Origin of the sequence: Myroides sp. C1519 (genome assembly GCF_038039755.1) — a bacterium.
GTDB lineage: Bacteria > Bacteroidota > Bacteroidia > Flavobacteriales > Flavobacteriaceae > Flavobacterium > Flavobacterium phaeum_A.
Genome location: NZ_JBBPHM010000016.1, coordinates 25,484 through 40,283, shown reverse-complemented (window position 1 = coordinate 40,283; position 14,800 = coordinate 25,484). Strand labels below are relative to the sequence as shown.

Here is a 14,800-nt window from a genome sequence, read left to right as displayed (position 1 = left end):
CTAAAGAGCATCTGATTACTTCAGATGCTCTTCTTGTTTGGAGTAATTTGTATCTTTACACTTCTTAAAATAATAATCACATCCCATAGAATGAATAAATATACGTTTGTAGCTATTGCTACCTTTTTTGTAGCATTTACAAGTTGTAAAAAGAATGCAGAAGCCCCTACTCCTATCATAGAAGCAAACCAAGGTTTTAATCCGATTGTGGACACAAACCACAAGGCTAATCTTGTTATTGCAGATAAATATGAAAAGGAATATTACAGTAATATCGACTTGAGTAAAACAGGAGAAAGCTTAAAAAATGACTTACACGATTTATTAGTAAAAACACATAAGCAGTTGCAATATACTCCGGATATTTGGGAAGCGTGTAAAGTAACTGATGCTGATCCGGCTAATAAAAACAACTTAATACTAATGTATAGTTGGCCTGCAACTGATGCTAAACTTCCTAAGCACCGCCCTTCTATGAGCAAATATGATCAGAACAACAGAAATGTAAATGCTGATCGAGATAAGAAATGGGAAAGAGAACACATCTTTGCTAAATCGTTAGCCAAACCTAAATTAGTAACAAGAGAAGATGATTATGCTTTTACGCCAGAAGGACTAATTGCGGGTGTGGATGCTCATAACCTTAGAGCCATTAATGGGGAGTGGAATGAAGAACGCGGAAATAAACGTTTTACGCAAGGTAGTGGAAATGCAGGAGTGGTAAACGTTGGACGTGAACCAGCTTGGTATCCTGGTGATGAGTGGAAAGGTGATGTAGCGCGTATGGTTATGTATATGTATGTTAGATACGGCAAACAATGTGCTCCTAATTTAGTGGGTACGGGTGCTTTTGAAAACAATACGCAAGGTGGAAATGAAAAAATGCTAAAGCTATTCTTACAGTGGAATGCAGAAGATCCGGTATCTGATATTGAAAAAAGAAGAAATGAATACCACGGTAACCCAACTAAGCGACACGCACAAGGAAATAGGAATCCGTTTATAGATAATCCTTATTTAGCCACTGCTATTTGGGGAGGACCACAAGCAGAAAACAAATGGCAATAAACTAACTGCCAATTATTTACAATATAGTAGAGCATCTGACACGTTCAGATGCTCTTTTTTTAGATAGTTGTTCTATCTTTGCAACAGAAAAGAAAGCACAGTAATAGTTTTTCTTTCTTCACACTATACAACTTTAATCCCCTCTATATGAAAAAATATAGTCTTATAATTTTTGCTGCATTTCTTGCACTAACAGCAAGCTGTAGTTCTTCTGACGATAGTTCTCCTATCGATAAACCAGTTATTGACAATCCGTCTACTCCTAATCCTAAACCAGACCCTAAGCCTGAAAATAACAAAGGATTTAACTATATTCCAGTTGATCAAAACCAACGAGCATACTATAAAGATATTGATTTTAGAAAAAGAGGTACAGATCTAAAAAATGATCTACACGAGCTTTTAGAAAAAACACATACTCCTCAATCATATACGCCTGGTATTTGGGATTCAAGTGTAATTACTGATGAAGATCCTGAAAACTCAGACAATGTATTATTAATTTATGGTTGGCCTAAAGGACAAGATAAAGGAGATATCACTAAACTTAGATCTTTTCCTAAAAAAGAAAGGTACACAAATGAATATGAAAGACATAAAAAATGGGAAAGAGAGCACGTATTTGCAAAATCTCGTTCTAATCCTGTGCTTATTGCTGTTAATAACAGACACCACATACCTCAAAATATACAAGAAATAGCAGGACATGATGCTCATAACCTTAGACCTATTAATGGAGAATGGAATTACATACGCTTAAACAAGCTTTTTGCTGAAGGAAGTGGTAATTCAGGTCCTGTTGCAGGTGGATGGTTCCCAGGAGAAGAATGGAAAGGTGATGTAGCACGTATGATGATGTATATGTATGTTCGCTATGGAGAACAATGTATACCTAATCGAATTGGTAATGGAGGTACTATAATCAACCCTCAAACTGGTGAAAGAGATGGAATGGTCAGTATCTTTATGAAATGGAATGCAGAAGACCCTGTATCTGAGATTGAAAAAAGAAGGAATGAACATCACGGTGATCCAAGAAACAGCTACTCACAAGGAAATAGAAACCCATTCATTGACAACCCACATTTAGCAAACTTAATTTGGGGGACTCACAATGATAAAAAATTGAACGCTAAAAACATTTGGACAGAAGTAAAACCTGACCAGAAATAATATAAAAAAAGGTGATCTATTAAGATCACCTTTTTTTGTATCATCATTTTAGCCTACCATCTAAGCATAACACTTCCCCAAGTGAATCCACTTCCGAAAGCTGCCAAGACTACTAAGTCTCCTTCTTTTATTTTTCCTGCCTCCCACGCTTCTGTTAAAGCAATTGGAATTGACGCAGCTGTTGTATTACCGTACTTCTGAATATTGTTAAACACTTTGTCATCTGGCAATTCAAACTTGTGTTGGATATACTGAGAAATACGCAAGTTAGCTTGGTGAGGAATCAACATATCAATGTCTGCAACTTTCAAATTGTTTGCTTCTAATCCTTCGTTGATAACTTCACTAAAGCGAACTACTGCATTTTTAAATACAAACTGTCCGTTCATATAAGGTGTGTAACTGATATCATCAGGATTGTTGTCCTCTAAAATATCCGTTACCCATCTACCACCCATTCCTGGAGCGATTAACGCTAATTCTTCAGCGTGCTCTCCTTGTGAGTGAATATGAGTAGATAAAATACCTTGATTCTCATTTTCAGATCGTGTCAATACTGCCGCTCCTGCTCCATCTCCAAAAATAACAGATACACCACGTCCTCTTGTAGTCATATCTAATCCTGCAGAATGTACCTCAGACCCTACAACTAAAACATTCTTATACATCCCTGTTTTAATGTATTGGTCTGCAATAGACAAGGCATAGATAAAACCAGAACACTGTGCTCTAATATCTAATGCAGCTACGGTATTTAACCCTAATTCTCTTTGTAATAAAACACCAGGACCAGGGAAGTAGTAATCAGGACTTAACGTAGCAAATACCACAAAGTCGATATCTTTTGCCTCTACGCCTGCTCTTTCCATCGCAATACGAGCAGCTTTAACTCCCATTCCTGAAGTAGTGTCTTCTTCTAACTTCTTATGTCTTCTTTCATGAATACCTGTTCTTTCAACAATCCATTCGTGATTCGTATCCATCACTTTTGATAGGTCATCATTGGTTACTACATTCTCTGGAACGTAATACCCTAACCCACTTATTTTTGATTTAAACATATTATTAAATTCTTGTTTCACGTGGTGCAAAAATACACTATTAACTAAATAGTAATATCATTTTTGACACAAAAAGCGCAGTTAACTTCTTGAACACTCGTTATTTTCAAGTATATTAGCACACATAACGAAAAACTAACCTCTATGAAAATCATCAAAACAACATTATTGTCTCTTTTTTTGATTACATCTATGTACGCACAAGAAAATATTACTTTCCAAAAGCCATCACAAGAAATTTTAGAACTTGCTGACTATGAAAGAGCTCCGTCTATTTCAATGGACAGCAAACTTGAATATATGTTACTTACTTATAGAAGTACGTATAAAACATTATTGGATTTAAACGTAAACGAAATGAGATTGGCTGGTTTGCGCATTGACGTAAACACAAATATTTCAAGTACGGTTACTTATATCACTAACCTAAAAGTTAGAAAAGTTAAGGACACACAAGAAGTTCAAGTAAAAGGACTACCGGCTAATCCGCGTATTACAAATATTACTTGGTCTCCAGATCAGTCTAAACTTGCTTTTACAAATACAATTGAAAACGGAGTAGAACTTTGGGTACTTGATGTAAAATCTGCTCAAGCTACGAAGTTAACGGAAGCGAACTTAAACGCAAATATTGGTAACCCTATTACGTGGTTTAGAGATGGACAAAGTATTTTAATTAATCAGATTCCAGCTAATAGACCAAACTTAATTGACACGTCTAAAAATATTCCAACAGGACCAATTGTTTCTGTTAGTGAGGGTATTGTTTCTCAAAATAGAACGTACCAAGATTTGTTGAAAAACAAAGCAGATGAAGCTAACTTTGAAACTTTAGTTACTTCTGAATTGTATAAAGTTGACTTAAAGGGAAACAAAACGCTTTTCAAAAAAGGTGATTTATACGTTGGTACTTCTTTCTCACCAGATGGAGAGTACTTAATGCTTACAACATTACAAAAACCGTTTTCTTACTTAGTGGCATTAAACCGTTTCCCTATGAAATCGATAGTTTATACAAAAGAAGGTCAAGAAGTAAAAGACGTAAATGATATTCCATTAAGCGAAGTAATGCCAAAAGGTTTTATGGCAGTACGCGAGGGAAAAAGAAATATGGGATGGAGAGCTGACAAACCAGCTACTTTATACTTTGTAGAAGCTTTAGACGGTGGAGACCCTGCTAAGGAAGTAACATACAGAGATGAAGTTTTTAACTGGGAGGCACCATTTAACAACGCTCCAACTTCTATGGTTAAGCTAACGCAACGCTATGGTGGAATTACTTGGGGTAATGACGATATCGCGCTTGTATCTGACCAATGGTATGACACGAGAAACGTGCGTACTTTTATGATTAATCCATCTACAAGTAATGAGAACCCTATTAAAATTGAAGATAGAAACTCTCAAGATGCTTATAGTGATCCAGGAAACTTTGAATTAAAACGCAATGAATACGGTAGATATGTTTTAGCGATTAACGACAACAAAATGTACTTAATCGGTGATGGATATACTGCAAAAGGACAGTTTCCTTTCATTGATGAGTTTGACATCAACACAAAAAACACAAAGCGATTATATCAGTCAAATTACACAGATAAAAAAGAGTCTATCCAATCAATAGAAGATATTAAAAAAGGACTTGTATTAGTATCTATTCAGTCGCCAACTGAGTACCCTAACTACTACTTCCGAAATATCAATAAGAAAAACGACTTAAAAGCAATTACACATTTTAAAAACCCTTTTGAGAGTTTAAATGGTGTTTATAAAGAAGTAATTACTTACAAGCGTGAAGATGGATTAGAACTTTCAGGTACTTTATACTTACCTAAAGGATATGACAGAAAGAAAAAAGCAGAGAAATTACCTTTACTAATCTGGGCTTACCCAAGAGAGTTTAAAGATAAAAACAGTGCGGGACAGGTTACAAACAACCCGAATGAGTTTACCTTCCCATACTACGGTTCTTTTGTATACTGGGTATCTAAAGGGTATGCTGTATTGGACGATGCTTCTTTCCCAATTGTAGGAGAAGGAACTGAAGAACCGAATGATACTTATGTACAACAATTAGTTGCAAACGGTAAAGCAGCTATTGACGCAGTAGATAAATTAGGATTCATCGACAGAAAAAGAGTTGGTGTAGGTGGACACTCATATGGAGCGTTTATGACAGCAAACTTATTGACATACTCAGATTTGTTTGCAGTAGGTATTGCACGTAGTGGAGCTTACAACAGAACATTGACTCCTTTTGGTTTCCAAACAGAACAAAGAAACTATTGGGAAGTACCAGAAGTGTACAACACAATGTCTCCGTTTATGAATGCTGAAAAAATGAAAACTCCGATGTTGTTAGTTCACGGTGAAGCAGATAACAACCCTGGAACGTTTACATTACAAACAGAGCGTTACTTCCAAGCCTTAAAAGGTTTAGGTGCACCTGTTAGAATGGTTATCTTACCGAAAGAAAGCCATAGTTATGTAGCAAAAGAAAATATTCTTCACTTGCTTTGGGAACAAGATCAGTTCTTAGAAAAACATTTAAAGAATAAAAAATAATAGACAAAAGGCGCTAACTTCATAGGTTAGCGCCTTTTTTATTTCTTACAATATCGATGTCCTATTTTATCACTCGTCTCTTTTAATGACATCACCTTTCAATCATTACTCTTCACACATCACCAACTACTCATTACACATCGCATCACGCATTACTATTTGAAATAAAAAAAGGGACACATTACTGTATCCCTTATATATTATTGAAACTTTTTAAGTGCTAACTTAATCTTCGTTTTCTTTTCGATATCAAACGGATGGTCAAAGAAAACCACTCTCTCATTACCAAAGAAAGATTTGATTAGATAACCATCTCCTTTAAAATAAGAGTCGATTACCTCTACTTCTATTTGTCCTTTTTGCTTAGACACCATTAATTGATGTGGGTAAACCAATAACATTTCGTCCATTTCAACCTTAGGAGCAAAGTCTGAAATATATAATTCGTTTACCTCCCCAAATAAAGAAGCTACATATTTATCATTTGGAAACTCATATAACTCTTTTGTTTCCCCCATATCAACTACATTACCTTCTCTAAGCACAATAGTTTCATCCGCAAAGCTCAAAGCATCAACACTATCGTGAGTAGCTACAATACAAGTAATTCCTTTCTCCTTTAAGTAAGCAAAAAGGTTTCTTCTCAACAAGCTACGACGAGAGTAATCAATATGACTAAACGGTTCATCTAACAACAACACTTCTGGTTCTAACGCCAAAACACGAGCAATAGCAACTCTTTGTTGTTGTCCACCACTTAAATGTTTAACCTTCACATCAGCAAAATCAGTTAAATCAACCAATTCAATTAACTCTTTTGTTCTATGTTTTTTGCCTTCCATATCAAAATTAGACAAAAACTTCCCTACGTTTTCAGCAACCGTAGTATGAGGCATTAAGTCAAAATCTTGTGCTAAGTATCTCATTTCATCCATACCTGGCACTAAATGATAAGCAGGTCCTAAAACTTGTTTTTCATTCCAATAGATTTCACCTTCATCTAAATCATGCAATCCATAAATCAACTTTAATAAAGTACTCTTTCCACACCCACTTTCTCCTAAAAGCGCAATGTGTTTTCCCTTTTCAATTACAAGGTCTAATTCGTTTATAACACGTTTTCCCTCTGTATAGCTGAATGATATATTTTTAAGTAAAAGCATTTTTTCTTTTTATGAACCGCAAATATAACAATATCCGTACAAGCACTCTAAAATATTAACTTTATAAAATAAAAAAAGACCACCTAAACAGGTGATCTTCCGATATACTTCTCTATGTTTTTCAGATTAATAGCTAAAATAAACCCAAAAAAGGTTTTCTATCTACTGAAAAACAGAAACAATTTACTCTTTTACTTGTTCTTTCTTTAAAACCAAGTCTAAAGTATAAGCGCTTTCACCTTCGTGTTGAATTTCGTGTCTTAAGACAACTTGCCCTCCTTCTTCGATCAATGTTGAATATTCAACATCATTAAAAAAGGCATTTGGACTTTCAGCATCCGTTCTAACTTGATACTTATTATCTCCTAAAGCTTTCCATGTTCCTTTTCTCTTTTCTTCTTCTCTTTCACATCGGAAATTAACAACTACTTCTTCTAAGACACCTTCTGGTAAAAACGAAATGGTAGACTGAGTTTCACACTCATTTAAACCTAAGTCCATACCATTTAAAAATAAAGCAGCAACAGTCCAATTACCTTCTAAAATATCCTTTACTTCAGGTTCTTCATCTACAGGAGTTTCAACAACTTCATCAGCAACAGTAAATGGCAGTCCATCATCATTACTACAAGAGAACATCATTCCTGCAAGCAACAATGACATAAAAAAATACTTAATCTTCATAATTTGATTAGTTTTTGGTTACAAATACCGAACTTACTAATTAAATTAAAAATAGACTATTTTTTTTATTATAATTTTAACTAAAAAAAGTCCTGAAAGAAATATCTATCAGGACTTTGTATATAATTTAATGTATATAAAGCTTATTTTGAAGCCATAAAGCGTTCAGCGTCTAAAGCAGCAATACAACCAGAACCAGCAGCAGTAATCGCTTGGCGGTAGTCTTTATCTTGAACATCTCCACAAGCAAATACACCTGGGATATTCGTTTTACTTGTTTTTCCTTCTGTTAACAAATACCCAGTCTCATCCATATTTAATTGACCTTTAAAGATATCAGTATTTGGTTTATGACCAATAGCAACGAAGAATCCAGTAGCTGGAATTTCTTTAACCTCGCCTGTTGCATTGTGTTTAACGCGAATACCAGTAACTACGTTTCCGTCTCCTAAAACTTCTTCTGTAACTGTATTCATTAATATTTCGATATTCTCAGTGTTTCGTACACGCTCTTCCATAATAACAGAAGCACGGAATTTTTCACTACGCACAAGCATAGTAACTTTTTTACACAATTGAGATAAATAGTGTGCTTCCTCACAAGCAGAATCACCTGCTCCAACAATCACTACTTCTTGATTTCTGTAGAAGAATCCGTCACAAACTGCACAAGCAGAAACTCCACCTCCTAATGATAGGTAATGTTGCTCTGATGGTAAGTTTAAATATTTAGCTGTAGCACCTGTAGAAATAATCACTGTATCAGCGTGTACTTCAGTAGTTTCATTAATCCACACTTTCTTTACATCACCACTTAAATCTACTTTAGTAGCCCAACCGTCGCGGATATCTGCTCCAAAACGTTGTGCTTGAGCTTGTAATTGCATCATCATTTCAGGACCTGTTACTCCTTCTGGATATCCAGGGAAGTTTTCTACTTCATTTGTAGTAGTTAATTGTCCTCCAGGTTGCATCCCTTGGTATAATACCGGATTCATATTAGCACGAGCTGCATAAATAGCAGCAGTATAACCTGCAGGTCCAGAACCAATAATCAAACACTTTACTCTTTCTATATTAGACATAATCAATCAGTTTTATATTATATAAACAAAAATACCTTTTTTATTGCCTTTTCAAAATAGGTTATGAAAGAAATAACAAATAGCCGAATCACTTTTATTTATTGTATTGTGATAAAATGGTCATTTTAACTGTACAGAGATAATCTTTGTGAGTTAGTATATCAGTAAATTGCAGTTCATTTAGATAGAAGGTACAAACTATTAATGCATTTATGTATTACCTAAAGCATATAAGAGGTCGTTTTACGGTGAAAGAGTCATCTTAAAACAATTTATTTCTATTTATTACACTGTGGATAAGAGAAGTAAAATGATCCTTCAAAAAAAATCAATATTTTTTTGCAAAATATGCTTTTCAATAAAAAAAATATTCTAAATTTGCACTCGCAAGGACGAAATAAGTCTAAGCGGGGTGTAGCGTAGCCCGGTCATCGCGCCTGGTTTGGGACCAGGAGGTCGCAGGTTCGAATCCTGCCACCCCGACTTTTTCGGCATCAGAATGTGCCTAAATCCGTAAGTATCAATTACTTACGGATTTTTTTATTTTTAAATATATCATAATAATCCATTGTAAATCAATCTAAATGTGAGCTATTAGGTGAGCTATTTTTAAAAGGTAAATTAGCTCACCGAATCGAGTTTAACTAATTGTATTTCAATAAACTAAATACAATTTATTTTAGTTTAATTCAGTGCTTTTTGGTCTTGTTTGAGTACTATTCAGGTGAGTAGTTTTTTAAAACCATATCAAAACAGTTCGGTTAACATTAAAATAGATTGATATGAAAACAAAAAACACATTTGGAATACACTTCATTATACGTGTTTCTAATTCAAACAAAACAGTTCCATCCCTTATATACGCAAGGATAACGGTAAATGGACAACGAACAGAAATTTCTTTAAAACTAAAAATATCCCCTACTTCTTGGGATAACATTAAAGGAAAAGCAAAAGGAAAAAGTGAGGATACGGTTCGAATCAATGCACATATTGAGCGAGTACGTTCTCTCATTACAGATGCCTATCATCAATTAGTCCAACAAAAAAGAGTTGTCTCAATTGGAGCTGTTAAAAACATCTTTCTTGGACATGATGATACTGAATCATCACTTTTAAAGCTTATAGACTATCACAGAGAGATAGCTACAAGTAAATTAGCTTATGGTACCCTAAAGAACTACTTCTCTACGGAAAAGTACCTTAAAAGCTATTTGCGTAAAGTACACAATCGAACTGACATCTATTTAAGCGAGATTAACTACAAATTTATTTTTGACTTTGAAAACTTCTTGAGAAACTGCAAACCTATTCATAAACATCAACCATTAAATAACAATGGTATTATGAAACACATTGAAAGGTTTAAAAAGTTAATCAACTTAGCTATCACCATGGAATGGATGGAGAAAGATCCCTTTACCAAATATAAACTTCAATTTGAGAAGACAGAAAGAGGACACTTAACTAAATCTGAACTTGAAATCCTTGTAAACAAAAATTTTGCTATTGAAAGATTACAATCCGTTCTTGATATGTTTTTGTTTAGTTGTTATACTGGCTTAGCTTATATAGACATCTTTCACTTAATACCTCAAAATATAGCTAAAGGAAGCGATGGAAAAGATTGGATTATATCAAGTAGAGAGAAAACTAAAATACCTGTTAGGGTTCCTCTTTTACCTGAAGCTTTAGAACTAATTGAAAAATACAAGGATCATCCTATTGCTTTTGCCAAAGGCAAACTGTTTCCTGTTATTAGTAACCAACGAATGAATGGTTACCTAAAAGAGATTGCTATTATCTGTGAAATAGACAAGAACTTATCTTTTCACTTAGCCAGACATACCTTTGCCACAACAATTACACTAAACAATGGTGTACCTATTGAGTCCGTGAGTAAGATGCTTGGACATACAGCAATTAAAACAACTCAAATCTATGCGAAGGTATTAGAACATAAGCTGAGTGAAGATATGGATAATCTAAGAGAAAGAAGACTTATTCAAGAAAATCACAAGTACAACTTTGAAGAGTCAAATTAAACCTCCCAAAGACAATAGAACTAAACCAGTACATACAAATTGTTATTTAGGGTTAGAACTAAGCTTATAGCAGCTTAAAACAAATCAAAACTAACCCTAAATACTATTAATTATGAAATTAGAATTTATTACAAAAGAAGACCTTGAGATTTTTAAACAAGAGATTATTACTGAGATAAGAAGGTATAGTCCTTTTAATAGAAAGAAAGATCAAGAAATAAAGCAATGGATTAAAAGCTATGAGGTAAGAAAGCTTCTTGGTATTTCTCCTGGTACCTTACAAAATATGAGAATAAATGGTACCATACCATTTAAAAAGATTGGTGGCTTGATGTTTTATAGGTATGAGGATATTTTAAAGATGATGGAGAGTGAATAATATTTTATAAATATTACAATTATATGTATGTTTACTTTTTAATTTTTACCAAATTTATTATGACATTAACAAGACTTAATTGGATAAACAAAAAGGGAACAGCAACAAGAAACTGTAAATGTGGATCATGGGCGCAACATTGGGTTAATCTAACTGGTAAAACATGGCCTCACCAATGTAGCGTAGAGGGATGTAATAATGAGCCTACTTTAGGAGCTCATATATACAATGCATCTGTGGAAGGAGAAAGGATTGCTCCCTTTTGTGACTCTTGTAACAAATTAGAAGGTGCTTTTAATCTAAAAGGAAATATATCCGTTCCTTTTGCTAACAAAGCAAACACTTGTGAGTTATAAGTACTTATTTAAAAGAGAAAGGATGTTTTGACCATCCTTTCTCTTTTTTAAACACTCCATAATTAGTAAATATCCATCCCTTTTTTATAATTTTTAATTGAGAAATTCTCATAATTATCATTTCTTTTCCAACCTAATAGTTCCGCGTCTTTTAATATACTTTCCTCATATTGTTTTGGAAGCTTCTTATTATCCACTATACTAAATTTAAAACTAAAATTACTGTCTATTCCTATTAAAATAATTTGTTCATATTTATACTCCTCTTTAATTAAAAAAGAATATAGTGCAATTTCACTAAGATTTTGGAACATATCAATGTCAACATCTAAACCATGTCCAACAAACAAAATACATGTATCCTTTAAAATCATATAACGTCTATTAAAGGTTTTTGGAATACTCAAATTATTTTTTTCAATAAAATCAAAAAATGACAAACCAATTCCCCTACGTTCAAGTCTATTAAAAGATAGTAAACAGGTAGCTATTTCTTCTCTATCTTTCTTTTTCTCACCAAAGAATAGTTCATTTTCTACAAATTTATCAACAAAATAACTGTATTCATTCTCCTCTGTTTTTATTTTAAACTTAGAAGACACTTCATATTCCTTCCATTTATTATCAATTATCAAATAATTATAGCTAGTTTCATTGTTTTCAAAAACAGAAAAGAATTTATTACCTAATTCAAGATAATGTGCTAAAAGATCCTTCTCAGTTCCTGAAATAATATTTTTCTTGATAGTAAAATCCTCTTCAGTAAGAGTTTTAAAGAACTCTTCTTGAGCTTCTACTGGAAAATCATTCTCCTCTCCTGGTAATAAGATAGTTTGAGTATTGACAAAAATATTTTCTCTCTTATCTAGGTACTCCGTAAAATCTTTAATAGTATCTAACTCAATCATCAAATTTTTAAATGTATCTTTATCAAAAACATGAACAAATGACTTATCTACAGTTAATTGATTAAAGGGATAAAATTTAACTCCTTCACCTAAATTCACTATAACTCTATAAACTCTTTTAATATTTTCTTTTGGAAAAATTTCATTCTCTTTATCAGGATGCTTAATTTCTAAAACTTCAGTTTTAAATAACGTTTTATAAGCTCCTGAAATCTGTTTTTTTGCCTTTTCTAATGTATTATTAAAATAGCGGAAATGCTTTCCCTTGAATTCATAATTCTTAACGGAAAAAATAATTACTAAATCATCGAAAATAACTAAGAGATCACATATCTCTTTTTTATCTTTGTTTTCATATTTTACTCCAGGATAACAGTAATGCTTAAAAAATGTATTATAAGCTAATTCATTAACAAACTTCTCTCCCTCTTCTCCTATTGGCTGACTATCAAATTTTTGATCCATCGAACTCATTATAAATAATTATATTAAAGTACTAATTTATACTATCCTATCTCATGTATCACAATATCACCACCAAACGTCTTTCTTAAATCATCATTAGATACTGTATCTGGAAAAGCCATCGTTAAAAGTTGTTTAGGTCTTGAACAAGCAACATAAATTAGTCTCTGCTTTTCGCTTAAAAACTTAGTTGCTTGTTTGAAATCTTTAAAAGTGATAGTTTCCTTACCACTATCTTTGTCAAAAAAACATAATATAGCATCTAATGTACTTCCTTTTACTTGATGAATAGTTGTAATAGGAATGTTTGAACTAACAGAAACTGGCTTATTGAAATACACACTAATAGCCTCCTTCTTTAAATCCTTCATTTTAAAATCTTTCATTTTTTGTTTAAACAAAAAATCTTCTGATACATCAAGTTGAAACTCATTATCAAAAACTTTTACACAAGATTTAGTCCACTCCTCAATAGACATTGAAATTTCAGGTAAAGAATGAAAGAAGTGTAATAATTGTGAATTCAAATGATTATCGCTCTTCTTTTCAACTAGCAACTCCTGAATTTCATTATATGATAAATTTGGATTTTGTAGGTTAATTACAACTTTTCTTATTTCTAAAACAGCTTTTTTAATAAATCCAGATTGATAATTAAATAATGCAGCTAATACAAGAAGAGGAATAGATTCTTTCCAAGGGTTTATCTCAGATTTACTTCCTGTCATTTTGTTTTTTAAATCATTACCTCGAACTACTACATGAGAATTTAGAAAACCATTACTCTCACATGTCTGTTCAAAATGTTCTAAAATTTCTTTAGAGTTTATATCATTATATTTATAAATAGTAATTGGTAGTTTATGATCTTTAACACCTAAAGATTTAATTTTCGAATCTTTAGCATTACGCATAATACTAAAGCAATCAATTATTCTCTGTACTGATCTTCTATTTTCAGTTAATGGCAGACCTAACCAACCTTCTTCTTTTTGCTTATCAAAGAAAATAGAAGGTTTCGCATTACGCCATTCATAAAGACTTTGATATGGATCTCCCACTAATTCAATATTTGTAAGTCCTAAAGACACTAATTCGTTAAAAATCTCATATTGAATATCAGAATTATCTTGAGCTTCATCAATCATTATATATGGAAATCTTTGAATTAATAATTTTCCAATATGAGGAAATTTTTTTAATAAATCCAACGCTAAATATGCACTATCAAGATTTGAGAAAAGTCCTTTTCTTTTTTTAATCCCCATAATTGCCTCGCCATAGGCTTGAAAATCTTCATCTTTAACTTTTGTAGGCCTAGTTCCTTTAAAACTATATCTACCTAAAGAATCTATCCAAACTGTACTAGGAGCGTATGAACGTGCTACCTGTGACCCATCATAATTTTTAAATTCTCTTAATTCTTGAATAAAAGCTTCTTGTTTTTTTCCTTTAGAATCATAATAGAATGTTTTACAAGCATCATCTATCTGTTTTTCATTTTCTATTATTTTAGGCCTTAAACTAGATCCTTCAAATAGATGAAAAAAAGGTAAAGTAATAAATGTATTAATAAAACTATCAAGAGTTGAAACTAAATGTGGATATTCCAAATGATCATTATACGATTTATTATACTTTTCTAAAATTTCATCTTTTGCATTATTAGTAAAAGAAAGACATGCTATTCCTGAGTATCTTCCATAAGTAGCAAGACACTCATTTTTAAGTATTGAAATTTTATGTACCAAACAAGTTGTTTTTCCACTACCTGGGCAGGCACTTAATACAATCTTTCCTCTTGCATCAAAATAAGTCTTTCGCTCACCAGTTAAATCAACTATCATG

12 protein-coding genes and 1 tRNA gene are annotated in these 14,800 nt (G+C 32.8%); 7 read left to right on the top strand and 6 right to left on the bottom strand.

What is annotated here, in order from left to right; translation table 11 throughout:
* Positions 1–90 precede the first annotated feature (90 nt).
* Both AABL81_RS10045 and AABL81_RS10040 read left to right on the top strand, forming a co-directional pair.
* Positions 91–1,068 (top strand): endonuclease I family protein, encoded by a 978-nt coding sequence (locus AABL81_RS10045; protein WP_341340952.1) that lies wholly within the window; start codon positions 91–93, stop codon positions 1,066–1,068.
* A 147-nt stretch (positions 1,069–1,215) separates the two neighbouring features.
* On the top strand, positions 1,216–2,241 hold the full coding sequence (locus tag AABL81_RS10040; protein ID WP_341340951.1) for an endonuclease: 1,026 nt from the start codon (positions 1,216–1,218) through the stop codon (positions 2,239–2,241).
* 53 nt (positions 2,242–2,294) lie between these two features.
* Here AABL81_RS10040 and AABL81_RS10035 read toward each other — a convergent pair whose 3' ends face one another.
* On the bottom strand, positions 2,295–3,302 hold the full coding sequence (locus tag AABL81_RS10035; protein ID WP_341340950.1) for a 3-oxoacyl-ACP synthase III family protein: 1,008 nt from the start codon (positions 3,300–3,302) through the stop codon (positions 2,295–2,297).
* 144 nt (positions 3,303–3,446) lie between these two features.
* Between AABL81_RS10035 and AABL81_RS10030 the strand changes: the two genes are divergently transcribed.
* The gene (locus AABL81_RS10030) at positions 3,447–5,867 is read left to right on the top strand and encodes an alpha/beta hydrolase family protein (protein ID WP_341340949.1); all 2,421 of its coding nucleotides are present in this window, start codon (positions 3,447–3,449) and stop codon (positions 5,865–5,867) included.
* Between the two features lie 200 nt (positions 5,868–6,067).
* Here AABL81_RS10030 and AABL81_RS10025 read toward each other — a convergent pair whose 3' ends face one another.
* The 3 genes from AABL81_RS10025 to trxB form a co-directional block, all read right to left on the bottom strand.
* Positions 6,068–7,030 carry an ABC transporter ATP-binding protein gene (locus tag AABL81_RS10025; protein WP_158210403.1) on the bottom strand — a complete coding sequence of 321 codons (963 nt, stop codon included), beginning with the start codon at positions 7,028–7,030 and terminating at the stop codon, positions 6,068–6,070.
* Between the two features lie 183 nt (positions 7,031–7,213).
* Entirely contained in the window at positions 7,214–7,714 is a 501-nt protein-coding gene (locus tag AABL81_RS10020; RefSeq protein WP_158210402.1) for a hypothetical protein, read from the bottom strand.
* A gap of 143 nt (positions 7,715–7,857) precedes the next feature.
* Positions 7,858–8,799: a thioredoxin-disulfide reductase gene (gene trxB / locus AABL81_RS10015; RefSeq protein WP_158210401.1), complete on the bottom strand. Its 942-nt coding sequence runs from the start codon at positions 8,797–8,799 to the stop codon at positions 7,858–7,860.
* Between the two features lie 408 nt (positions 8,800–9,207).
* Between trxB and AABL81_RS10010 the strand changes: the two genes are divergently transcribed.
* From AABL81_RS10010 to AABL81_RS09995, 4 genes are all read left to right on the top strand, one after another.
* Positions 9,208–9,282: transfer RNA gene (locus AABL81_RS10010), tRNA-Pro, on the top strand.
* A gap of 299 nt (positions 9,283–9,581) precedes the next feature.
* Positions 9,582–10,844 carry a site-specific integrase gene (locus AABL81_RS10005; protein WP_341340948.1) on the top strand — a complete coding sequence of 421 codons (1,263 nt, stop codon included), beginning with the start codon at positions 9,582–9,584 and terminating at the stop codon, positions 10,842–10,844.
* A 112-nt stretch (positions 10,845–10,956) separates the two neighbouring features.
* Positions 10,957–11,223, top strand: coding sequence for a helix-turn-helix domain-containing protein (locus tag AABL81_RS10000; RefSeq protein ID WP_341340947.1), 267 nt, complete (start codon positions 10,957–10,959; stop codon positions 11,221–11,223).
* A 59-nt stretch (positions 11,224–11,282) separates the two neighbouring features.
* Positions 11,283–11,579: a hypothetical protein gene (locus AABL81_RS09995; protein WP_341340946.1), complete on the top strand. Its 297-nt coding sequence runs from the start codon at positions 11,283–11,285 to the stop codon at positions 11,577–11,579.
* Between the two features lie 62 nt (positions 11,580–11,641).
* Here AABL81_RS09995 and AABL81_RS09990 read toward each other — a convergent pair whose 3' ends face one another.
* Together AABL81_RS09990 and AABL81_RS09985 are read right to left on the bottom strand one after the other, a co-directional pair.
* Complete coding sequence (locus tag AABL81_RS09990; RefSeq protein ID WP_341340945.1) at positions 11,642–12,952, bottom strand: hypothetical protein; 1,311 nt, start codon at positions 12,950–12,952, stop codon at positions 11,642–11,644.
* Positions 12,953–12,993: 41 nt separating this feature from the next.
* Positions 12,994–14,799, bottom strand: coding sequence for an ATP-dependent helicase (locus AABL81_RS09985; protein ID WP_341340944.1), 1,806 nt, complete (start codon positions 14,797–14,799; stop codon positions 12,994–12,996).
* Position 14,800 lies beyond the last annotated feature (1 nt).

Coding starts and splice junctions, on each gene's coding strand:
- AABL81_RS10045 (WP_341340952.1), top strand. CDS start 91: ATGAATAAATATACGTTTGTAGCTATTGCTACCTTTTTTGTAGCATTT.
- AABL81_RS10040 (WP_341340951.1), top strand. CDS start 1,216: ATGAAAAAATATAGTCTTATAATTTTTGCTGCATTTCTTGCACTAACA.
- AABL81_RS10035 (WP_341340950.1), bottom strand. CDS start 3,302: ATGTTTAAATCAAAAATAAGTGGGTTAGGGTATTACGTTCCAGAGAAT.
- AABL81_RS10030 (WP_341340949.1), top strand. CDS start 3,447: ATGAAAATCATCAAAACAACATTATTGTCTCTTTTTTTGATTACATCT.
- AABL81_RS10025 (WP_158210403.1), bottom strand. CDS start 7,030: ATGCTTTTACTTAAAAATATATCATTCAGCTATACAGAGGGAAAACGT.
- AABL81_RS10020 (WP_158210402.1), bottom strand. CDS start 7,714: ATGAAGATTAAGTATTTTTTTATGTCATTGTTGCTTGCAGGAATGATG.
- trxB (WP_158210401.1), bottom strand. CDS start 8,799: ATGTCTAATATAGAAAGAGTAAAGTGTTTGATTATTGGTTCTGGACCT.
- AABL81_RS10005 (WP_341340948.1), top strand. CDS start 9,582: ATGAAAACAAAAAACACATTTGGAATACACTTCATTATACGTGTTTCT.
- AABL81_RS10000 (WP_341340947.1), top strand. CDS start 10,957: ATGAAATTAGAATTTATTACAAAAGAAGACCTTGAGATTTTTAAACAA.
- AABL81_RS09995 (WP_341340946.1), top strand. CDS start 11,283: ATGACATTAACAAGACTTAATTGGATAAACAAAAAGGGAACAGCAACA.
- AABL81_RS09990 (WP_341340945.1), bottom strand. CDS start 12,952: ATGGATCAAAAATTTGATAGTCAGCCAATAGGAGAAGAGGGAGAGAAG.
- AABL81_RS09985 (WP_341340944.1), bottom strand. CDS start 14,799: ATGATAGTTGATTTAACTGGTGAGCGAAAGACTTATTTTGATGCAAGA.